At 63.6% G+C, this 21,530-nt stretch carries 17 protein-coding genes; 4 read left to right on the forward strand and 13 right to left on the reverse strand.

Annotated features, from left to right (window positions below; translation table 11 throughout):
* Positions 1-4: 4 nt before the first annotated feature.
* The gene (lexA, locus tag K3148_RS12615) at positions 5-697 is read left to right on the forward strand and encodes a transcriptional repressor LexA (protein ID WP_221425110.1); all 693 of its coding nucleotides are present in this window, start codon (positions 5-7) and stop codon (positions 695-697) included.
* 49 nt (positions 698-746) lie between these two features.
* Here lexA and K3148_RS12620 read toward each other — a convergent pair whose 3' ends face one another.
* Positions 747-2,933, reverse strand: a complete 2,187-nt coding sequence (locus K3148_RS12620; protein ID WP_221425111.1) for a ComEC/Rec2 family competence protein — start codon at positions 2,931-2,933, stop codon at positions 747-749.
* A gap of 28 nt (positions 2,934-2,961) precedes the next feature.
* Between K3148_RS12620 and gltX the strand changes: the two genes are divergently transcribed.
* Both gltX and K3148_RS12630 read left to right on the forward strand, forming a co-directional pair.
* Complete coding sequence (gene gltX, locus K3148_RS12625) at positions 2,962-4,392, forward strand: glutamate--tRNA ligase (RefSeq protein ID WP_221425112.1); 1,431 nt, start codon at positions 2,962-2,964, stop codon at positions 4,390-4,392.
* 20 nt (positions 4,393-4,412) lie between these two features.
* The gene (locus K3148_RS12630) at positions 4,413-5,699 is read left to right on the forward strand and encodes a citrate synthase (RefSeq protein ID WP_221425113.1); all 1,287 of its coding nucleotides are present in this window, start codon (positions 4,413-4,415) and stop codon (positions 5,697-5,699) included.
* Between the two features lie 66 nt (positions 5,700-5,765).
* On the opposite strand, the gene K3148_RS12635 is transcribed toward K3148_RS12630, so the two are convergent.
* Genes K3148_RS12635 through K3148_RS12645 form a run of 3 tightly spaced genes read right to left on the reverse strand, consistent with a single transcriptional unit; the run spans position 5,766 to position 9,300 of the window.
* A complete protein-coding gene (locus tag K3148_RS12635) occupies positions 5,766-7,127 on the reverse strand; it encodes a sensor histidine kinase (RefSeq protein ID WP_221425114.1) in 1,362 nt (453 codons plus the stop codon).
* A complete protein-coding gene (locus K3148_RS12640; protein WP_221425115.1) occupies positions 7,127-8,086 on the reverse strand; it encodes a hypothetical protein in 960 nt (319 codons plus the stop codon). Before K3148_RS12640 ends, K3148_RS12635 begins: the two co-directional genes overlap by 1 nt.
* Before the next feature lie 35 nt (positions 8,087-8,121).
* A complete protein-coding gene (locus K3148_RS12645) occupies positions 8,122-9,300 on the reverse strand; it encodes a hypothetical protein (protein ID WP_221425116.1) in 1,179 nt (392 codons plus the stop codon).
* A gap of 208 nt (positions 9,301-9,508) precedes the next feature.
* On the opposite strand from K3148_RS12645, the gene K3148_RS12650 reads away from it, so the two are divergent.
* Entirely contained in the window at positions 9,509-12,139 is a 2,631-nt protein-coding gene (locus K3148_RS12650) for a coiled-coil domain-containing protein (RefSeq protein WP_221425117.1), read from the forward strand.
* A 1-nt stretch (position 12,140) separates the two neighbouring features.
* On the opposite strand, the gene K3148_RS12655 is transcribed toward K3148_RS12650, so the two are convergent.
* From K3148_RS12655 to K3148_RS12695, 9 genes are read right to left on the reverse strand one after another with little or no spacing between them, the layout of a single operon-like run.
* A complete protein-coding gene (locus K3148_RS12655; protein WP_221426723.1) occupies positions 12,141-12,416 on the reverse strand; it encodes a DUF1467 family protein in 276 nt (91 codons plus the stop codon).
* A 14-nt stretch (positions 12,417-12,430) separates the two neighbouring features.
* On the reverse strand, positions 12,431-14,092 hold the full coding sequence (locus K3148_RS12660; protein WP_221425118.1) for a ribonuclease J: 1,662 nt from the start codon (positions 14,090-14,092) through the stop codon (positions 12,431-12,433).
* The gene (locus tag K3148_RS12665; protein WP_221425119.1) at positions 14,089-14,865 is read right to left on the reverse strand and encodes a type III pantothenate kinase; all 777 of its coding nucleotides are present in this window, start codon (positions 14,863-14,865) and stop codon (positions 14,089-14,091) included. Before K3148_RS12665 ends, K3148_RS12660 begins: the two co-directional genes overlap by 4 nt.
* Before the next feature lie 3 nt (positions 14,866-14,868).
* Positions 14,869-15,591: a biotin--[acetyl-CoA-carboxylase] ligase gene (locus K3148_RS12670; RefSeq protein WP_221425120.1), complete on the reverse strand. Its 723-nt coding sequence runs from the start codon at positions 15,589-15,591 to the stop codon at positions 14,869-14,871.
* Positions 15,588-17,042 carry an NADH-quinone oxidoreductase subunit NuoN gene (nuoN, locus tag K3148_RS12675; RefSeq protein ID WP_221425121.1) on the reverse strand — a complete coding sequence of 485 codons (1,455 nt, stop codon included), beginning with the start codon at positions 17,040-17,042 and terminating at the stop codon, positions 15,588-15,590. Before nuoN ends, K3148_RS12670 begins: the two co-directional genes overlap by 4 nt.
* On the reverse strand, positions 17,042-18,586 hold the full coding sequence (locus K3148_RS12680; RefSeq protein WP_221425122.1) for an NADH-quinone oxidoreductase subunit M: 1,545 nt from the start codon (positions 18,584-18,586) through the stop codon (positions 17,042-17,044). Before K3148_RS12680 ends, nuoN begins: the two co-directional genes overlap by 1 nt.
* The gene (nuoL, locus tag K3148_RS12685) at positions 18,586-20,577 is read right to left on the reverse strand and encodes an NADH-quinone oxidoreductase subunit L (RefSeq protein WP_221425123.1); all 1,992 of its coding nucleotides are present in this window, start codon (positions 20,575-20,577) and stop codon (positions 18,586-18,588) included. Before nuoL ends, K3148_RS12680 begins: the two co-directional genes overlap by 1 nt.
* A 6-nt stretch (positions 20,578-20,583) precedes the next feature.
* Positions 20,584-20,889 (reverse strand): NADH-quinone oxidoreductase subunit NuoK, encoded by a 306-nt coding sequence (gene nuoK, locus K3148_RS12690; protein WP_221425124.1) that lies wholly within the window; start codon positions 20,887-20,889, stop codon positions 20,584-20,586.
* Complete coding sequence (locus K3148_RS12695; RefSeq protein ID WP_221425125.1) at positions 20,886-21,506, reverse strand: NADH-quinone oxidoreductase subunit J; 621 nt, start codon at positions 21,504-21,506, stop codon at positions 20,886-20,888. Before K3148_RS12695 ends, nuoK begins: the two co-directional genes overlap by 4 nt.
* Positions 21,507-21,530 lie beyond the last annotated feature (24 nt).

Consider the following 21,530-nt stretch of genomic DNA (forward strand, 5'->3'; position numbering starts at 1 on the left):
CCCGATGCTGACTGCCAAGCAGCACGAACTGATCCGCTTCATCCAGCAGAAGCTGGAAGAAACCGGCATTTCGCCTTCGTTCGAAGAGATGAAAGAAGCGCTCGATCTCAAGAGCAAGTCGGGCGTGCATCGCCTGATTTCCGCCTTGGAAGAACGCGGCTTCATCCGCCGCCTGCCCAACCGGGCGCGCGCGCTGGAAGTGATCAAGCTACCCGAGGATTCGGTCACCAGCCCGTCCAAGCCGGCAGCACCCGCCAACGACACGGTCGTCGCGGCGCACGCTCCGAAGGCGGCGGCTCCGGAACCCGCCAACGACATCATAGAAGTGCCGCTGCACGGACGGATTGCCGCCGGTGCTCCGATCGAGGCAATCGAGGGGCAGGCTTCGATGCCAGTCCCCGCGGCCCTGCTCGGCCCGGGCGATCACTACGCGCTCGAAGTCAGCGGCGATTCCATGATCGAGGCCGGGATTTTCGATGGCGACTTCGCCCTCGTAAAACGCGCCGAAACCGCACGCGATGGCGAGATCGTGGTGGCGCTCGTGGATAACGAGGAAGCGACGCTCAAATACCTGCGCAAGGAAGGCGCCATGGTGCGCCTCGATCCCGCCAATGGGGCCTATGAGCCGCAGGTCTACGAAGCAGGTCGGGTAAAAGTGCAGGGCAAGCTTGCTGGCCTTTTGCGCCGGTATCACTAAGCATGAGGTGGCGAGAATTGACCAGGGGGCGTTCCTGCGGAAGCGCCCCTTAGTCGTCCAAGCCGCCTTTCCACCAGCCATGCTCGCCTTGATGCATTGACACAGTCTCGACCCCTCCGGCCTCCAAGTCGATAACGGTTCCTCCACGCTCCTTCAGAAAGCGTCCGTCCGCTTTGAGCCAACGCGGCTGGCAACTGCGCGGCAACCAGCGGTCGGCGATCACTAGATCAGCCCTCTCGCACGCCGCGGCCAGCTCCCGCTCGTCGAGCCGCTCCCGGCTGCGGGCAACCAAGAGATGCCAGACCCGCTCGCCGCCCTCCATCGGCAGGGTGCAGAAGTCGGCACTGCACCGCGCCCCAGGCCAGTTGGCCATGGGCATCGACGCCGCTTCGACTCCCGCCAGTTCTGCAAGGCTGTCGTGCCCAAAGGAGCCCGGCTTGTCCCGCAGCATGAAGAGACGACCGTCACGATCGACCAGCCCCACATCCCGCCCATCACGCGAAATAAGAACGTCGGGCGCCGATGCCGTTGCCAGCAAAAGACCGCCGACCGCAGCAGGCAACAACCCGAGCAAGCGCGCCCTCCCGCGCCACAAGGCCAGCCAAAGACCGCCCGCGACGAACAGGAGCACCGTGAACAACCCGATATGCGGCACCAGCTTCACCGCCCCCGGTTGCGCTGAGGTGGTATGCGCGAGCAGCAAAAGCAGGTCGAGCGACTGGCCGGCGAGCCACCAGAACGGCGCGCCCAATCCGACCAGGTCGAACAGCAGCGCGGCGGCAATCAGGGGCATCGACACGAATGTCACGAGCGGGATCGCCAGGACGTTGGCAAAGGCCCCGTACAAGCCCGCGCGGTGGAAGTGGAAAAGCACGATCGGCATCAGCGCAATCTCGATCACCAAACCGGTCACAAAGAGCATCAGCATCCGCCTTGAGAGCCATCGCGTCCGGCTCTCTTCGCGCGGGGCAAGAAAGTCTTTCACCGGGCGCGCGTTGTGCAAAGCGACGATAGCGAGAACCGCCGCAAAGCTCATCTGGAAGCTGGGCCCAACCAACGTCTCCGGCCAGAGCAGGAGCACGACCGCAGCGGCAACTGCAACCATGCGTAGCGACAACGGCTCGCGCCCGAGCGCGAGCGCTATGAGTACCAGGATCGCCCCGATGCAACTCCTCACCGTCGGCACCTGCGCCCCGGTCAGCAAGGTGTAACCAATACCCGCGAACGCCGCGAATGCGGCGGCGACAAGGGGCAATCGCAACCTAAGGGTGATCCATGGCGACAGTGCAAAGAGCTTGATCGCAAGGAAATAGGCCGCAGCAATCACTGCACTCACATGCAGACCGCTGATCGCCAAGAGGTGAGTAAGCCCCGCGTCCCGCATGGCGACTTCGTTATCCTCCGCGATGGCGCCGCGATCCCCGCTGGCAAACGCAGCGGCGATGCTGCCCGCCGATCCGTCGAGATTGTCCCGGACATGGGCGGACAAGAAGCGCTGCGCCCTCGCGATAAGCCCTGTGTCCTTCCCGGCCTCCTCCACAATCTCGATCTCGCCTACGAGGGAGCCAGTGGCCGCGTATCCCTCGAACCACGCGGCGCGCGCAAAGTCGTATCCGCCGGGCAGGAGCGGCGGAGAAGGCGGCATCAATCGCGCGCGAAGGCGGACACGCGCGCCCTCGTCCAACCCTTCGATCGCCTTATCCAAGGGAACGTTGACCCGCAGCTTCATAGCTCGGCCTTCCGTGGCATCGCGGGTGGCAAGGACGAGCCGGTAACGCCCCTCGGCGGGTTGCTCCTGCTTGGACAAAATCCGCGCATCGAGCGCCATCAGGGTAGGCCGGTCGATCGGTTCTGCTCCGACGATATCGGACCTCGCCCAGACCACCGCCAACCCTGCCGCGAATGCAAGGCTGAGGCCGGTCAGCGCCAAGCGAAGATGTGCCCTCGCATCCTCCCCCTTCCATAGCGCCTGAGCAGCCAGAGCAATCAACGAAGCTAGCACGCCGGCCAGAACCCACTGCCAAGGCGTGTGAAGGACGAACCAGCTCCCCACGCCAGCAGCGAAGGCCACCACCAGCCACGGGGCGCGATCAAACCCGGAAGTGCCGAGAAAGCTCTCGAACGCGTCGCCAAATCTGGACATTGAAGCGCGCATGCGCCAAGGGCGCTGCACTGCAGCATTCTCGGATAAATCCGTATCGCTGATCGGAACCAGCGGCGTCCCCTGCGTCGCCATGCAAGTACCTGAAAGGAAAGAGCAAGGAATGGCAAGCGAAACCGGCAAACAGGTCGTCACGCGGTTCGCCCCCTCGCCCACCGGCTTCCTCCACATCGGCGGCGCGCGCACCGCGCTGTTCAACTGGCTCTATGCCCGCCACCACGGCGGCCGCGCGCTCCTGCGGATCGAAGATACCGATCGCAAGCGCAGCACGCAGGATGCCATCGACAAGATCATCGAGGGGCTCGACTGGCTCGGCCTCGATTACGACGACCCGCCCCTGTTCCAGTCCGACCGTGCCGCCCGCCATGCCGAGGTAGCCAACCAGCTTCTCGAGGCTGGTCACGCCTACAAGTGTTACGCCACGCCCGAAGAACTCGAGGCAATGCGGGCCGAGCAGCGCGCCAACAAGCAGCCCATGCGCTACGACCGTCGCTGGCGCGACCGCGACGAGAGCGAGGCACCGGAAGGCGCACCCTATGTGATCCGCCTCAAGGTCCCGACCGACGGCGAAACCGTGATCGAGGACGAGGTCCAGGGCAAGGTCACGGTGCAGAACGCCGAGATCGACGATTACGTGTTGCTGCGCGCCGATGGTACGCCCACCTACATGCTCGCCGTCGTGGTGGACGATCACGATATGGGCGTCACGCATATCATCCGCGGCGATGACCACCTGAACAACGCCTTCCGCCAGCTCCCCGTGATCCGAGCTATGGACGCGATTGAAGGCGGTTGGCCGGACCCGGTCTACGCCCATGTCCCGCTCATCCACGGAGCCGATGGCGCCAAGCTGTCCAAGCGCCACGGCGCGGTAGGCGTGGAAGCCTATCGCGACGAGGAAGGCGTCCTTCCCGAAGCGCTGTTCAACTACCTCCTCCGCCTTGGCTGGGGCCATGGCGACCGCGAGGAGATCACGCGCGGTGAAGCGGTCGAACTGTTCGATCTCGATGGCGTGGGCAAGAGCCCTTCGCGCTTCGACATCAAGAAGCTGCAGAACCTCAACGGGCATTACATCCGCGAGGCGGACGATGCGCGGCTCGCCAAACTGGTGGCCAAAAAGCTCGGCGGGAATGCCGACGAGAGGCTTCTGACCAATGCCATGCCGGTCCTGAAGCCGCGTGCCAAGAGCGTCGACGAACTCGTTGAAGGCGCAGCCTTTCTCTTCAAGCAACGCCCGCTGGAAATGACCGAGAAAGCCGCCGGGCTGCTCGACGACGAGGCACGCGTCCGCCTGGCTGGCCTTTCGGAGCGCCTCGCACAGGAAAATAACTGGACATTGGAGGCTCTCGAAGCCACTACGAAATCGTATGCCGAACAGCTCGAACTGGGCCTCGGCAAGCTGGCGCAGCCCATGCGGGCGGCGTTGACGGGCACGACCACGTCGCCCGGAATTTTCGATGTACTGGTCCTGCTGGGCAAGGAAGAGTCGCTGGCGCGTATCGACGCGCAGGCCTCGCCCGCAGGCAAGGAATAAGACGGACCAAGGAGACACGCGTGGCCGACAAGCAGGCAACTCTCAATCTCGGCGATCAGGCCCAGGACTTCCCCGTATTGGAAGGAAGCGTCGGACCCGACGTTATCGACATCCGCAAGCTCTACGGGGCGACCGGCAAGTTCACCTACGATCCGGGCTACAAGTCCACTGCGAGCTGCGAAAGCGCGCTCACCTATATCGACGGTGAAGCCGGCGTCCTGCTGCACCGCGGTTATCCGATCGGCCAGCTCGCCGAACACTCCAGCTTCATGGAGGTCGCCTACCTCCTGCTGAACGGCGAACTGCCGAACCAGACCGAGCTCGACGATTTCGACAACACGATCACGCGCCACACCATGGTGCACGACCAGCTGCGCCAGTTCTACCAGGGCTTCCGCCGCGATGCGCACCCGATGGCCATCATGTGCGGCGTTGTCGGCGCGCTGTCCGCGTTCTATCACGACAGCACCGACATCTCCGATCCCGAACAGCGCAAGATCGCCAGCCACCGTCTCATCGCCAAGATGCCGACGATTGCGGCGATGGCGTACAAATATGCGGTCGGCCAGCCCTTCATGCAGCCGAAGAACGACCTCAGCTACACGGGGAACTTCCTGCGCATGACCTTCGGCGTTCCGGCCGAAGAGTATGAAGTGCACCCGGCAATCGAAAAAGCGATGGACCGGATCTTCATCCTCCACGCCGATCACGAGCAGAACGCCTCGACCTCGACCGTGCGCCTTGCCGGTTCGTCGGGCGCAAACCCCTTCGCCTGCATCGCGGCCGGCATCGCCTGCCTGTGGGGTCCGGCGCATGGCGGCGCGAACGAAGCGGCGCTCAACATGCTGCAAGAAATCGGCTCGCCCGATCGCATCCCGCACTACATCGAACGCGCCAAGGACAAGAACGACCCGTTCCGCCTGATGGGCTTCGGTCACCGCGTCTACAAGAACTACGACCCGCGCGCGACGGTCATGCAGCAGACGCTGCGTGAGGTGTTCGAGGCGCTCAACGTCAGCGACCCGGTCTTCGAGACCGCACTCCAGCTCGAAGAACTCGCGCTGAACGACGATTACTTCAAGGAAAAGAAGCTCTTCCCGAACGTGGACTTCTATTCGGGCATTATCCTGAATTCGATTGGCTTCCCGACGACCATGTTCACCGCGCTCTTCGCCCTCGCCCGCACCGTGGGCTGGGTCGCGCAGTGGAACGAAATGATTTCGGATCCCGGCCAGGTCATCGGCCGTCCGCGCCAGCTCTACACCGGCCCGACCGAGCGCGATTACCCGCCCATCGGCCAGCGCTGAGCTCGCTAGAAACGATATGGATCAGGGGCGCTTCGGCGCCCCTTTTTCGTGGCCTCAGCCCGCGACTTAGGCGCCAGCTGGGACCGACAGGGTGAAGCGAGCCCCCTGCCCCGGAGCGCTCTCCACCGTCAGGTCGCCGCCCATGGCGCGCGCTATCCGGCGCGAGATATAAAGACCGAGGCCCGAGCCGCCGTCCTCACCACGCCCCAGACGTTCGAACTTTTCGAACACCTTTTCCTGCTGCTCTGAGTCCAGCCCATGCCCTTGGTCTGCGACGGTGATGGTCGCTTGCTCGCCAATCTCGTCGAGGCGGATCCACACGCGGCTCTTCTCGGGCGAATAGCGGATGGCGTTGCCGATGAGGTTAAGCAGCACCTGCAGGACCCGCCGGAATTCGGCGACCGCCCGCTGGCTCTCTCCCTCCGGCGGAGGATCGAGGGTTATCCCCCGTTCCGCAGCGCGAACACCAAGGATGCCACAGGCCCGTCGCGCCACATCGGCAAGATCGATACGGTCAGGCGCGGTGGAGAAATCCTCTGCTTCCACGACCTCGAGATCCGCCAAATCGTCGATCAAGCCAAGCAGATGCTGGCCGGCGCTGGCGATATCGGCAGCGTATTCGCTGTATTCGTCCCTCAGCGGCCCGGCGAGCTTGGTGCGAATAGTCTCCGCGTTGGCGATGATGCGATTGACCGGCTGTCGGAGCACGGGCGTCAATTCACGGCCCAACGAGGGTGTCCGCGGTTGTCCTGCACTCCCTTGCGGAGCCAGCGGCGCACTCGCGCTGAGGTGGAGCACGAAACCGCCGCTGCCCGGATTGCGCTGGCCCAGCGGCTCAAGGAAAGCGGTCCACTCGCGCGTCGAACCTTCGATGCGGCATGTCGATCCGTCCAGCAATTGCCAGTGCATCGGTTGCTCATGCGTATCACCCGCCAACGAGACAAAATCGGTCCAAGGGCGACCGGTTCCCTGCCCGGCGGCCTGCGCGAATTCCACGAGATCCGGGGCATCTGTCTCGATGGACAGCAGGTTCTGATCGGCGTCGAGGCGCGCGGTGGATTCGGCGAGGTGGCGGCTTATCTCTGCGCGCTTCTGGGCTATGTCGTCCTCAGCAATCGGTGCTCGCGGTTCGACCTGCCAGTCTGCGATGGCAATCTCGCAGCCGCCATCCCCATCTTCGGCGGGTGCGATATCAGCCCAGGCCGTCACCACTTCGTCGCCGACCACCGCCGTGAACGGGCGCGAGACACGCAAACCATATTCGCGCGCCTTCACGACCAAGGCGAGCAGCTCCGGCACGGCGAGCGTCTCGCCGGCTCCGCCGCCGCTTGCACGGTTGAGTTCGGCCAGCTTGCCGTCGGCTTCGACCAGTCGGTCTTCCGCGTCGGTCTTTGCACGCGCGACATATTGGATGCCGATGCCCGCCATTACCCGCGCTCCACCCGGTTGGCGGCGTCCGCAAGCAAGTCACGGGCTTCGACTTGCTCGATCTCCTCCAACCCGGCGAGCGGCGCCGCAGACGGATGAAGGCTCAGCAAGACCTCATCGATCCGCTCCGGCTCCAACCCGGCCGCACGTAGGCCAAGCGCAAGCCGGACGGCCTGTCGTTCGTGGCTCGAAAGCACGGCCAGTTCGCGGGATTGGCCTGAACGCGCCGCAAGGGCGCTGAAGAAGAGAGCCGCGCCGGCCTCTTCGATTACCAAAGCCTCCTGCCCCTTCGGCCCACTGACGAGGCGCGCGAAGAGCGCAAGCCTGCCGGCGCTTTCATCATAGGATTGCCGAATCCGGCTCTCGGCGCGAGCGACTGCATCGCTGCCTGTTTCTCCGCAATAGCCGCGCCAGGCGACCAGCGCTTCATGAAGCAGGTCGACCGGAAGCTCCGCGAGCGCCAGTTCCATACGGCGCTGCCCCTGCACGAAGCGCGCCTGTGCGGCCAGCGCGGCCATGGCGGCGCTGGAAGAGGCGGAATCGGAAGCTCCGATCAGACGCTGGAAGAGCGGCGACAGCACAGGATCGAGGCCCGCTTGCGCCTTCAAGCGATCGGTAAGCTGCCATTCCAGCGCCAGCGCATGGCAATGCGACAGAAGCGCGGGACAGGTCTGGAAATGGTCGGCCAGTGCCGCGCCGTGCCGCTCCGCAAAGGCATCGCTGCCCAGCTCGCCGGTCGCCTCGGCCTGGAGGCGCAGGATCTGGCCGGCAAGATCGGAAAGCATGCCGCGCACACGTGCAACGATCTCGTCGCTAAAAAGCGAGTGGTCGGGCGCGGACAGGAGATGGCCGAGAATGGGCCCGATACCGGCCAGCATGGCATCGCCCTGCAAGAGCGCGTCTCGCAAGCTTCCTGCGCCGGGTTGCCCCGGTCCGTCCATGGCTATCGCCCGATCCATAGCTCGCGCTTTACCGGACTGTAGTTAATTCGCCGTTAGTCCCCGCGAAAGGGCGCAAAAAACCGGGTGAGGAGTACCAGCAAGGCGAGGATCGCCGCCGCCTCGTGCGCATATCCAAGAAAGGCAGGCGCGGTCAGCAGGCAGCCGAGCAGGATGCGGTCGCCATAAGTCGCGCGCCACTTCTCGCTCGCATGGCGATGGCTGAGGCGCAGCAGGCCGAACAATGTCAACGGCACGAAGGCTCGCATGAAGCCGAGCGGCTCCGGTGCCGAAACGATGAGCAGCAAGATGAAAACCGGGTCGATCAGGTAGTCGAGCACCCGATTGAGCAGCGAGCGGTCCTTCGCCATGCGATTTAGACTCGACACACGCCCGACCACTTCGGCCATATGGCCAAACAGGGCGCCCAGGGTCACAAGGGCCAACCCAAAAGCGGTATGGCCGAACGCTGCCAGTCCCAGCGCCCCCATGATCGAGAGGTAGGCGGCAGCCAGCGGCAGAGGCTCCGAAGCCTGACCGAGAATATCGCGGGCGAGCCGTGCCCCCGCCCGTTCCGCCACCGCAACCCCGGGCGCGCGGAAGGCTATTTGCCGCCGCTGTGCGTCAATCCAGCGCTTCTCGCGCGCGTCGAGCGTCTGACGGTCTGCGCCGAGGTGCCACTGCCCTTGCTGGAGCAATTCCCTATCGAGCTGGCGCATGGGCGTGCCGGACTGGAGCGCGAGGCGCATCAGGGCACTGGGCACGTCGACATCAGCGGGTAGGCCCGAGAGTCGCTCCACGAGGTTGCCGGGGACCATCATTGCACCGCTCCATGCGAGTTCCAGATCGATCCTCTCGTAACCCAGCGGCACGGCCAGATCCGCCGGGAATGCCAGGATCTCGCGCGATTCCAGCGCCTTCTCGGTCGCATCGTCGTCGGGCAGAAGCCCTGGAGCGAGGATCAGCATTTCGTCCTCGGCCGTGACCATGCCCGAGAGCCGCGCGGGATTGCGCAGAGCGCGGAACTTCTTCCCGGCGCTTTCGGCCCGATCCTGCACTTCCAGAACTTCGCGTTCGATGGAATCGACGAGACAAATGATCCGCTCGCATCCAAGACGGATGGCGAGATCGAGTTGCCGTTCAACCACCATCGCCCCTGCAAAACCGGCGAACGCAGCGCGCGGAGCTCCCGCTTGCGGGTCCCTTTCCAGCGTCGACAGCAGGGCGATGCGCACGCGTTACTCCTCAGGTTTGACCGCGTCGAAGGGCATAGGTCGCGGGCGGGTAGCCTGCCAAGCGCCGCCGCGCAAATGCCCACCGTTCGCTTCACCGCGAGAGGAAGGTTAATCGGCAAGCTACCACCGCCAGCAAAGCCGGCGCTCTCAGCAACTTTCAATAGTTAACAAGGGTTTCTGGAGTCCCGAAGTGTGGTAGAAGCGCGCCATGGTAAAACGCTCGCACATCACCGTCGTCGAAGGCGAAAATCCGCTCGAACTGAACGAGGAGGTCGATACTTCTCTCGAAACCCAATCCTCGCCCGAGCCGGAGCTGACCTTTGTCGATGAGGAAGGCGAGTGGTTCGAGGAAGAGCCTGCCCCTCGCAGCCGAGTATGGATCGTCCCCTCCGTGGCGCTGCTGGCCATTGCCGGTTGGACCGGTTTCTTCGCTTGGGCCTACGGTCCGGAAATCGTGGCGGGCGCATCACCCCAACAGTGGGCGAGCCTGATCGTAGACTGGAGCGTACCCGTGCTGCTCATCGTCGCCACCTGGATCCTCGTAACCCGCAATTCGCGCCGCGAAGCGCTGCGTTACGGCGAAGTCGCACGCACCCTTTCCGATGAAAGCGCCCTGCTCGAACGGCGCCTGGTGACCGTCAACCGCGAGCTTAGCCTCGCCCGGGAATTTCTCGGCAACCAGTCGCGCGACCTCGAATATCTCGGCCGAAGCGCGTCCGAAAAAATTTCCGAGCACGCCGACCGGCTTCAGGGCCTCATCCGCGACAATGGCGAACAGGTCGACGCCATCGCAGGCACCAGCACGGCAGCGCTCGAAAACATGGAGAAGCTGCGCGACAATCTGCCTGTCATCGCCAACTCCGCCCGCGATGTGTCCAACAAGATCGGCGGTGTCGGACGCGCAGCGCAGGACCAACTCGGTGGTCTCGTTGCCGGCTTTGAGCGTTTGAACGAATTCGGCGAGGCTAGCGAGCGGCAGGTCGCCTCGCTTCGCAAGCGTGTGAATGAGGCGTTGGCAGCGTTTTCTGATCAGGCGACCGAACTCGAGACCATCGTCGCGGAACGCTTTGCCGCCCTTGCCGAAGGCAGCGAGGCCATGCGCAACGACCTGCAGGCACAGGAAATCGAGGCGCTCTCGGGCCTCCGGGCGCGGAGCATGGCTCTGCGCAGCGAACTGGCCGAGGCCCACGCGGCTGCCGGCGCGCAGGAAAACGAGGCGCTGGCGGCCATGCAGGCGCGGGTCCAGTCGCTCAAGGAAGAGGCAGCTCGAATTGCCGTCGCCGTTCGCGAGGGCGAGGATGCGGCCATCGGGGCCTGGTCCGGACAGATCGAAGCGATGCAGGTACGGCTTGAGGAGGCGGTCGCCGAGATCAAGCAGATCGACGAGGCAGCGCTCGAAGCAGCAAACGCCAAGCTCAAGGCCCTGTTCGACGAAGCCTCGGGGATCGACGCCAAAATTGCCGAGCGCAATCGCGTATTCGAAACCGAAACCGAGCGCCGCACCGCCCAACTGGCGGCCGCGCAGGATGAAGCCACGGCCGCTCTGGAAGAGCGCATGGCCGCGCTCGACGAAGCCCTTGCCGAGAGGCGCGAGGCACAGCGTGTGCAGCTCGAAGCCTTGGCCGATCAGGGCGACGAATTGGGTGAGCGCATCGCTTCGCTCGGAACCACTTTCCAGACCATTGCCGCACAAGGCCATGAGGCGCGCGAGACGCTGGCTGGCGGTATCGATGCCCTTGTCGGCCAGTTGCGCAGCAGCCGCGAAGCGCTCGACGGGACCGACCAGGGCATCGCCCGCCTCACGGATGCCAGCGTGCGCCTGCTCGAACTGATCCAGGCCAGCGCCAAGCAGAGCGCCGACACCTTGCCGAAGGCGATGGAGGCTTCCGAACAGCGGCTGACCGCCATCGAACACCGCGCCAGCGAAATCCATTCCCTGCTCGATCAGGCGCGCCTCACCGGCGAGACGCTGACGGAAGGTATGGTCGTGGTGGAGGACCGCACGCGCAAGGCGATGGAAGGCTTCGACGCGTTCCAGAAGGATTTCGACGGAACGTCGACGCGCCAGATCGAAAGTGTGGAACAGCTGCGCACGAACCTTGCCGCCCTCGCTACCGACTCGCAGACCTTCGCCGAGCAGGTACAAGGCGAATTGCGCGAGGCCATTGCAACCCTCGAAGAAAAGGCTCGCACAGCCCTCGCCGCAATTGAAGACGAACAGGCGGGCCGCATCAATCGCGTTGCCGACACCATTGGCGAGCGCAGCGCGCGCCAAATCGAGGAGGTCCTGTCCGAACGCGCCGAGAGTGCTCTGACCCAGCTCGACGAAGCACGCGATCGGTCGAACGCAGCCGCGCGCGACATGACGCAGCACCTTCGCGACCAGCTTGGTCGCCTAAACGAACTGACGGTGAACCTGGAATCGCGCATCGCTTCGGCCCGCGAGAAGGCGACCGACAATGTCGACGGCGATTTCGCGCGGCGCGTGGCACTCATCACCGAGAGCCTGAACTCGAGCTCGATCGATATCGCAAAGGCTCTTTCGAGCGAAGTGACCGACACGGCTTGGGCAAGCTACCTGCGTGGCGACCGCGGTATCTTTACACGCCGTGCGGTGCGCCTGCTCGACAATTCAGAAGCCCGCGAGATTGCCGAGCTCTACGACGACGACAGCGATTTCCGCGAGCACGTCAATCGCTACATTCACGACTTCGAGGCAATGCTTCGCACGCTGCTCTCCACCCGTGATGGCAACGCCGTCAGCGTCACCCTGCTATCGAGCGATATGGGTAAACTCTACGTCGTGCTGGCGCAGGCCCTCGAGCGGCTGCGGCAGTAATTCAGCGACGCGCGTCAGGGCCGAAGAAGATGAGATCTTCTGCCGTGATCCAGCCAAAGCTGTAATTGGCGACGTAGAGAGCGGTCAGCACGGCCGACAGGATCGTGGCGCGCTTGGCGATCAGGCCGGGCCGGAAATTCACAGGCGCGCTATCCGCTTGCCCGGGCACTTTCTCGACACCGGCCTCTTCGTGGGTCTTCACCCCGAACGGCAGCAGAACGAAGGCAGAGACCACCCAGAACAGGGCATAGATCGCCAGGATCGACGTCCATTCCATTGGGAGGCTCATGATCAATCCTCGCGGAGGGTCGTCGGCAGGATGACCCGCACCTGCGGACGCTTGCCGGACCAGCGTTGTGCCGCCCTGCGAGCAGCAAGGCGCGCGGCTTCATGGACAGAGCTAGCGCTCTTGCGGTCGGCACCCTTCAGTTTGCCGATGGCCACACGGATATCATCGCGCGCTTCGGCGAGAAAATCGTCGTAATCTTCATCCAGCGGCAGGCCGAGGCTATCGATGATCGGATTGAAGCGATCGTCGAGCGCCACGATGACGACGCCTTCGTGCATGATCCGGCGGCGCATGACGATGCTGTCGCCATCGGCAGGCGCGATGATGTCGCCATCGAGAACAAGGCGCCCTGCCCTTACCTCTGCAATCTTTCCGGGAGCGCCGGGTGCGAGCCGGACGATATCGCCGTTCTGCTGCACCACCGCATCGGGAATGCCATTGGCGAGGCCGAGCCGCGCCTGTTCCTGCATGTGCCGCATCTCGCCATGGACGGGAACAAGCACCTCGGGCCGCAGCCAGCCATAGAGCGCTTCCAGTTCTGGTCGTCCAGGGTGGCCCGAGACATGGATCATGCTCTGCCGGTCGGTGACCATCGTGATACCCTTGGCGGCCAGGCGGTTCTGCACCGCGCCGATGGCCAGTTCGTTGCCGGGAATCTGGCGGCTTGAGAAAAGCACCACGTCACCCGAAACCAGTTCGAGCGGGTGGTTATCCTCGGAAACACGCGACAAAGCTGCGCGAGGCTCGCCCTGCCCACCTGTCGCGAGGATCAAGACCTCGCCGCGCGGCAGAGACATCGCGGTGTCGAAGTCGACCGGCTGCGGGAAATCGGTGAGATAGCCGTTCTGCTGCGCCACATCGATAATGCGATCGAGCGAGCGACCGGCCACGCACAGCTGCCGCCCGGTTTCGCGCGCCACCTCGCCCAGCGTATGCAAGCGCGCGACATTGCTGGCGAAGGTCGTGACCAGCACCCGCTTGCCGGTGTGCCGCTGGACCTCCTCCAGCAGCCCCTTGAACACCGCGCCTTCCGACCCGCTGGGCGCAGGATTGAAAACGTTGGTGCTGTCGCAGACCAGCGCAAGGACACCCTCGTCGCCGATTTCGGTAAGCTCTTCTTCGGTCGTCGGTTCGCCGATAATCGGGTCTTCGTCGAGCTTCCAGTCGCCGGTGTGGAAGATCTTGCCATGCGGCGTGTCGATCAGCAGGGCGTTCCCCTCGGCGATCGAATGCGCGAGCGGGATATAGGTAATCTCGAACGGACCCACCCGGAAGCTACCGTGGTCTTCCTCGATAATGTGCAACTCGACCGTGCTTTCGAGGTCGGCCTCTTCCAGCTTGCGCCGGACCAGTTCGGCCGTGAAGGGCGTGGCGTAGATCGGCACGCCGAGGTCGGCCGCGAAATACGGGACTGCGCCTATGTGGTCTTCATGCGCGTGGGTCAGGACGATGGCCTCGAGGTCCTGCGTGCGTTCTTCGATGAATTCGAGATCGGCAAAGACGAGATCGACGCCCGGATATTGCCCACCCGAAAAACTCATGCCGAGATCGACCATCAGCCAGCGGCCCTGGCAGCCGTAGAGATTGACGTTCATCCCGATTTCGCCGGACCCGCCAAGGGCCAGGAACAGCAGTTCGTCTTCGGGTTTGAAATTCTTCTTCACGAGGATGCGCGCTCCGCAAGCATTGCCAGGCCTTCAAGGGTGAGATCGCTGTCCACGGCATCGAACAGGTCGGTAATTTCGTCGAACAAGAGCGCCAGTCCGCCGGTCGCAACAACCTTGGCCGGGCGGCCGATTTCCTTCTTCATCCGCGCAACAAGCCCTTCGATCAGCGCGACATAGCCCCAAAACACGCCGATCAGCATCTGATCTTCGGTGTTGCGCCCGATCACGCTCGTGCTGGCAGGCTTTTCGATGGCGATACGCGGCAGCTTGGCCGTGTTTCCCACCAGCGCGTCGAGCGAAAGATTGATGCCCGGCGCGATAATCCCGCCCTTGTAGGCGCCGTTGAAATCGACCGCATCGATGGTGGTCGCCGTGCCGAAGTCGATGACGATCAGGTCGCCATCGTATTTCGCATGGGCGGCGATGGCGTTGAGGGCGCGGTCGGCGCCAAGCGAACGCGGTTCGTCGACATCCACCTCTATGCCCCAGTCCGTGTCCCCTGCCCCGGCGATCATGGGTTCGACGCCGAAATACTTGCGCGCCAGCACGCTCAGGTTGTGGATCGAGCGCGGCACGACCGAGCCGATGATGATCTGCCCTATATCCTCGCGCGAATAGCCCTCGATTTTCAGCAGCTGGAGAAGCCAAACAGCGTATTCGTCACCCGTGCGGCGCGCGTCGGTGGCGATCCGCCAGCGCGCCTTTATCTTGGTCCCGTCGAACAGGGCGAAGACCACATTGGTATTCCCGACATCGGCTGCGAGCAGCATGGCTTAGCCCTCCTCGTTTGCGAACATCACATCGCCTGCATGAATGACACGGCTCTCGCCTCCCGCCAAGCGGAGGCGCAAGGCACCGTCTTCGGTCAATCCAGCGTATGCGCCCAGGATCGGTTCCTCGCCGGGAGGGTGCACGCGCAGCGAGGTTCCTTGCGGATGCGCGACGCTCTCCCAACGCCGGACAAGCGGTTCTAGGCCGAAGCTTCGCCAACGATCCAGCTCGCGGTCGAAGCTGGCAGCAAGCGAACGGGCGAAAGTGTCACGCTCGGGCGCCGGGCCGAAGGCTGACAAGGCGACCGTGCGGCGATCGGGCAAGTCTGGAGCGGCAGCGAGGTTCACACCGATGCCGACGATGATCGCATCACCTTCACGCTCAAGCAGGATGCCGGACAGCTTGGCCCCTGCCAGCATCAGGTCGTTGGGCCATTTGAGCGTCAACTCAGACGGCTTTGCGATCAGCGGTACGACCGCCTCATAGACCGCAAGCGCGGTCACAAGGGCGAGACTTGCCGGCGCCGGGTCGCGTTCATGTGGGCGGACGATTGTCGAGCCCATGAAATTGCCATGCCCGTCGAACCAGGTCCGGCCCTGCCGCCCTCGCCCTGCGGTCTGGCGGTCAGCGACCAGCCAGCTGCCCTCGCCCAACGCCTCGCCAGCGCGCAATTGCGCAGCGAGGTCGGCGTTGGTGCTACCGGTTTCGGGAACCGTGCGGATCAAGCGGCGAAGAACAGCGCCTGCGCCGCCGCACCTGCCATGTCGCTCAGCCACGGCGTTACCAGATAGCCGAGCGGCGAGATCACGAGGACGCTGAGGCCAAGCACGACCCAGTGCGATACAGGGGCCTTGGCGGGGGCTGCCCCCTTCGGCTCATCGAAGAACATCACCTTGATGAACTTGATGTAGTAGAAGGCGCCGATCACGCTGGCGGCGATACCGATGGCGGCAAGCGCAATCATGTCGGCCTGCACCGCGGCCTGGAAGACCACGAACTTGCCCCAGAAGCCGAACAGCGGCGGGATGCCGGCAAGGCTGAACATGAGGGCCAGCAGGCACCACGCGAGCGCCGGGCTAGTCGTCGAGAGGCCCGAAATATCGTCGAAAGTGGCCAGAGCCTTGCCCTCTGCATCGCGCAGCATGAGCAGGGCGACGAAGCTGCCGATGGTCATGAAGACATAGATGAAGAGGTAAACCAGCAGGCCTTCGATACCCTTGGGCGTTGCTGCGGCCAGACCGATGAGAATGAAGCCGACGTTGTTGATCGACGAATAGGCCAGCAATCGCTTGAGGTTCGCCTGCCCGATTGCGCCGAGCGCACCAACCACGATTGAAGCGAGCGCGGCGAAGATGACAATCTGCTGCCACGCCTCGACCTGTCCGCCGAAGGGACCTGTGGCCATGCGCACCAGCATCGCGACTGCGGCGACCTTGGGGGCGCTGGCGAAGAAGGCGGTGACCGGCGTCGGCGCGCCTTCGTAGACGTCGGGCGTCCACATATGGAACGGCACGGCCGCGATCTTGAAGGCGAAGCCGGCAAGCACGAAGACCACGCCGAACATGGCGCCGGTCGAGAAATCGGCGCTGAACGCGGCGCGGATGCCGTCGTAACTCGTCGTGCCCGAGAAGCCGTAGACGAGGCTCACACCGTAAAGGATGATGCCCGAAGCGAGGCCACCGAGGACGAAGTACTTGAGACCCGCCTCGCTCGACTTGTCGTCACGCCGTGCAAAGCTGGCGAGGACGTAGGACGACAGGCTCGACAGTTCGAGACCGATGTAGAGCGTCATCAGGTCGACGGCCGAGACCATCAACCCCATACCAACCGCGTTGAACACCATGAGCACGGCGTATTCGCCGCGATACTGGGCGCGTGGGGTGAAATAATTGGGCGCCACGATCAGGCAGGCGATGGCCGCGATGTAGATCAGGCTCTTCGCGAAGACTGCGAAATTGTCGATCCGCACGAGGCCCGCGAAAGCATCAGCCGATGCGCCCTCGCCGAAGAGCGAGAGATTGAAGGCCAGCGCGCCAAACAAAGCGGCGACGGCGGCGATCGTAATGCCGCGCGCGGCTTTTTCGCCGGTCCAAGCAGTGACCAGCAGCAGCACGAGGCCCGTGACCGAAAGGCCGATTTCTGCGCCGGTGAGGTAGAAGGAGGTGGCGTAGGACATCAGTGCTCTCCCTCCCCTTCGTGGCTCGGAGCGACAAAGTTGGCCGCGTGGTCCTTCGGCGTGCCGACTGTGAGTTCGCTATCGTACTGCGGGGCGACGCTCGCGAGGCGAGCTTCGAGCGCGGCAATGTCTTGGCGCATGGGGGCGAGGAAGCTTTCCGGATAGACGCCCATCCACAGCACGGCGGCTGCAATCGGGGCAAGCATGGCCCATTCGCGGGCGTTGAGATCGGTCATGGCGGCGGCATCGGCGTTCTTCTGCTCACCGAACGCGACGCGGCGATACAGGTAGAGCATATAGGCCGCACCGAGGATGATGCCGGTGGTGCAAACCAGCGTCACGAAGGTCGAGACCTTGTAGATGCCGGCCAGCGCCAGGAATTCGCCGACGAAGTTGCTCGTCCCCGGCAGGCCGACGCTAGCCATGGTGAACAGCAGGAAGAACAGCGCATACTTCGGCATGTTGATGCTGAGCCCGCCATAACGCGCAATCTCGCGCGTGTGCAGGCGATCGTAGATCACGCCGACGCATAGGAACAGCGCACCCGATACGAGCCCGTGGCCGAGCATGACCATCATCGCGCCCTCGAGACCCTGCACGTTGAAGGCGAACAGGCCGACGGTCACGATCGCCATGTGGGCGACCGAGGAATAGGCGATCAGCTTCTTCATGTCGTGCTGAACCAGCGCGACGAGCGAGGTGTAGATCACCGCAACCATCGACAACGCGAAGACCAGCCAAGCAAGGTCCGCGCTCGCATCGGGGAACATGGGCAGGCTGAAACGGATGAAGCCATAGCCACCCAGCTTCAGCAGGACACCGGCGAGGATGACCGAACCGGCCGTCGGCGCCTGGACGTGCGCGTCGGGCAGCCAGGTATGGACCGGCCACATGGGCATCTTCACCGCGAAGCTGGCAAAGAAGGCGAGCCAGAGCCAGAGCTGCGCGCCGACCGGGAAGTCGTACTGCATCAGCGTGGGGATGTCGGAGGTACCTGCCTCGTTCACCATCCACAGCATGGCGATCAGCATCAGCACCGAGCCGAGCAGCGTGTAGAGGAAGAACTTATAGCTCGCGTAGATGCGGTTATCGCCGCCCCAAACGCCGATGATCAGGTACATCGGGATCAGGCCGGCCTCGAAGAAGATGTAGAACAGGAACAGGTCCTGCGCGGCGAACACGCCGATCATCAGCACTTCCATGAGGAGGAACGCGGCCATGTATTCGCCGACGCGCTTAGTGATGCCATCCCAGCTGGCGAGGATGCAGATCGGCATCAGGAAGACGCTGAGCATGATCAGCATCAGCGCGATACCGTCGATGCCGAGCGCGTATTCGAAGCCGGCGAAAAGCTGGGCGCGTTCGGTGAACTGCCACTGGGCTCCACCGATGTCGTAGTTCAGCCAGAGGATAACCCCCAGGGCGAGATCGATCAGCGTCGCGAACAGCGCGACCATGCGTGCGCTGGAGGCGTTCAGGAACAGGCAGGCGATGGCCGCGACGAGCGGCACGGCGAGCATGAGCGAAAGGATGGGGAACTCCATCAGAACAGCACCCAGGTGATGGCGGCGACAAGCCCGAGGAGCATCACCAGCGCGTAGCTATACAGATATCCGGTCTGGAACTTCTTGGCGCCGACTGAGCCCTTTTCGATCACCCAGGCCACGCCATTGGGGCCGAAGCGGTCGATCGTGCCGATATCGCCGAGTTTCCAGAACTGGCGGCCCAGCCAGAAGGCGGGGACCACGAAGAGGTAGTGGTAGAGCTCGTCGAAATACCACTTGTTGTAAAAGAAGCGGTAGACCGGGCCGAGCTGCTCGGCCGCCTTGCCGGGGATGCTAGTGTCCTTGATGTAGGCGAGCCATGCCACGAAGAGGCCGATGACCATTACGATCAGCGCCGCGTACTTAACCGGGGTGGGAACCGCATGCATCGCATGGATGAGGTTCGGGTTGTAGTAGATCGAGTCAGCCCAGAATGCCTCGCTGTCGAGGAAAGTTTCGGCGAAGAATTGACCGGCGAACACCGCGCCCACTGACAAAACGCCGAGCGGGATGAGCATCGAGATGGGGCTCTCGTGCGGATGGTAGCCACCCGTCGTGTCCTCGCCAGCTTCTTCCGGCGTTTTGTGGACGCTGTGCTGGATGTGTTCGCTCTCGATCCAGCGCGGCTTGCCCCAGAAGGTCAGGAACATCAGGCGCCAGCTATAGAAGCTGGTCAGCAGTGCGGCGAGCGTGCCCATCCAGAAGGCGAAGTTGCCGAGTTCGGTCCCGCGGCCATAGGCCACTTCGAGGATCGCATCCTTCGACCAGAAGCCCGCGAAACCGGCGCCAAGATGGTAGATACCCACGCCGGTAATCGCCAGCGTGCCTGCCATCATCGCCCAGAAAGTGAGCGGGATTTCCTTACGCAGGCCGCCATAATAGCGCATGTCCTGCTCATGGTGCATCGCATGGATGACCGAGCCTGCGCCGAGGAACAGCAGCGCCTTGAAGAAGGCGTGCGTGAACAGGTGGAACATGGCCGCACCATAAGCGCCCACGCCGGCTGCGAAGAACATGTAGCCCAGCTGCGAACAGGTCGAATAGGCGATGACGCGCTTGATGTCCCACTGCGTCGTGCCAACCGTCGCGGCAAAAATGCAGGTGGCCGCGCCGATGAAGGTCACCATGCCGAGCGCCACAGGCGCGGTTTCGAACATGGGGCTAAGGCGGCAGACCATGAACACGCCTGCGGTCACCATGGTGGCAGCGTGGATCAGGGCCGAGACCGGGGTCGGGCCCTCCATTGCGTCGGGCAGCCAAGTGTGCAGGCCTAGCTGCGCCGACTTGCCCATCGCGCCGATGAACAGGAGGATGCAGAGCACGTCCATCGTATGCACGCGCAGGCCGAGGAAGCCGATGGTCGCTCCGCTCATGCCGGGCGCCGCTTCGAGGATCTCGGGGATCGAAACCGTGCCGAACACCCAGAAGGTGCCGAAAATGCCGAGCATGAAGCCAAGGTCGCCCACGCGGTTGACCACGAAGGCCTTGATCGCGGCCGCGTTCGCGCTGGGCTTCTTGAACCAGAACCCGATCAGCAGGTAGCTGGCGAGGCCCACGCCTTCCCAACCGAAGAACATTTGGACGAGGTTGTCGGCCGTCACCAGCATCAGCATGGCGAAGGTGAAGAGCGAGAGGTAGGCGAAGAAGCGCGGCTGGTCCGGGTCTTCCTCCATATAGCCCCAGCTATAGAGGTGGACGAGCGCCGAAACGGTGGTGATGACCACCAGCATGACGGCGGTCAGCGTGTCGACGCGCAGCGCCCAGTCGAACGACAAGGCGCCTGACTGGACCCAGGTCAAGACCGGGACCACGCTGGCTTCCGCGCTGCCGTTTACGAAGCCGAGGAATATCGGCCAGCTCAGCGCGCAGGAAATGAACAGCGCGCCGGTCGTGATCGACTTTGCGAAGACGCTGGGTGCGCTCTTATTGACGAGGCCTGCCACAATTGCCGCAAGCAGCGGCAGGAAGACGATGAAAAGGATCGAGTTCACGTCGCCTTATCCCTTCATCTGGTTCGCATCGTCGACCGCGATGGTGCCGCGGCCACGGAAGTAAATCATGAGGATGGCGAGGCCGATGGCTGCCTCTGCCGCCGCAACGGTCAGGATGAACATCGCGAAGACCTGGCCGGTCAGATCGCCGAGGAAGGCGCTAAAGGCGACCATATTGATGTTCACGGCGAGCAGGATCAGCTCGATCGCCATGAGGATCACGATGATGTTCTTCCGGTTGAGGAAGATACCGAGCACGCCCAGCACGAAAAGGATCGCGCTGACGATGATGTAGTGTTCGATGCCGATCACAGCTCGACCCCCTCGCCCACCTTGGGCTGTTTCATGACTGTCGCCTCGTCGGGCGAACGACGGACCTGTTTGCCGATGTCCTGCTGACCGCGCTTCGACTTCGTGGGGCGATGTGTCAGCACGATCGCGCCGATCATCGCCACGAGAAGGACGATACCTGCGGTCTCGAACAGGAAGATGTACTTGGAATAGAGCAGCGCGCCGATGGCGCCCGTGTTGCTCTCGACCATGGCGGCCGTGTCGCTGGCAAGCGGTGTGCCGAGCTCAATCGCGCCGACGCGATAGGCGCCGATGCCGAGCACCAGCTCCGCCAGCAGGATCACCGCAATTGCGATCCCGAGGGGGAAATTCTTGATGAAGCCTGCGCGCATCGCGGCCACGTCGATGTCGAGCATCATGACCACGAACAGGAACAGCACCGCGACCGCGCCCACGTAGACGATGACGAGCAGCATCGCGATGAATTCCGCGCCGACCAGGACCATGAGACCGGCGGCGTTGAAAAAGGCGAGGATGAGCCACAGCACGGAATGCACGGGGTTGCGGGCCATGATCACCATCACGGCCGATGCAATCACGAGCACCGCAAACATGTAAAAGGCAAAGGTCTGGATCATGATGTCCCGATTTCGATTGCGGCG

The sequence above is a fragment of the Qipengyuania aurantiaca genome (genome assembly GCF_019711375.1).
GTDB lineage: Bacteria > Pseudomonadota > Alphaproteobacteria > Sphingomonadales > Sphingomonadaceae > Qipengyuania > Qipengyuania aurantiaca.

Coding starts and splice junctions, on each gene's coding strand:
- lexA (WP_221425110.1), top strand. CDS start 5: ATGCTGACTGCCAAGCAGCACGAACTGATCCGCTTCATCCAGCAGAAG.
- K3148_RS12620 (WP_221425111.1), bottom strand. CDS start 2,933: ATGGCGACGCAGGGGACGCCGCTGGTTCCGATCAGCGATACGGATTTA.
- gltX (WP_221425112.1), top strand. CDS start 2,962: ATGGCAAGCGAAACCGGCAAACAGGTCGTCACGCGGTTCGCCCCCTCG.
- K3148_RS12635 (WP_221425114.1), bottom strand. CDS start 7,127: ATGGCGGGCATCGGCATCCAATATGTCGCGCGTGCAAAGACCGACGCG.
- K3148_RS12640 (WP_221425115.1), bottom strand. CDS start 8,086: ATGGATCGGGCGATAGCCATGGACGGACCGGGGCAACCCGGCGCAGGA.
- K3148_RS12650 (WP_221425117.1), top strand. CDS start 9,509: ATGGTAAAACGCTCGCACATCACCGTCGTCGAAGGCGAAAATCCGCTC.
- K3148_RS12655 (WP_221426723.1), bottom strand. CDS start 12,416: ATGGAATGGACGTCGATCCTGGCGATCTATGCCCTGTTCTGGGTGGTC.
- K3148_RS12665 (WP_221425119.1), bottom strand. CDS start 14,865: ATGCTGCTCGCAGCCGATGTCGGGAATACCAATGTGGTCTTCGCCCTG.
- nuoN (WP_221425121.1), bottom strand. CDS start 17,042: ATGTCCTACGCCACCTCCTTCTACCTCACCGGCGCAGAAATCGGCCTT.
- K3148_RS12680 (WP_221425122.1), bottom strand. CDS start 18,586: ATGGAGTTCCCCATCCTTTCGCTCATGCTCGCCGTGCCGCTCGTCGCG.
- K3148_RS12695 (WP_221425125.1), bottom strand. CDS start 21,506: ATGATCCAGACCTTTGCCTTTTACATGTTTGCGGTGCTCGTGATTGCA.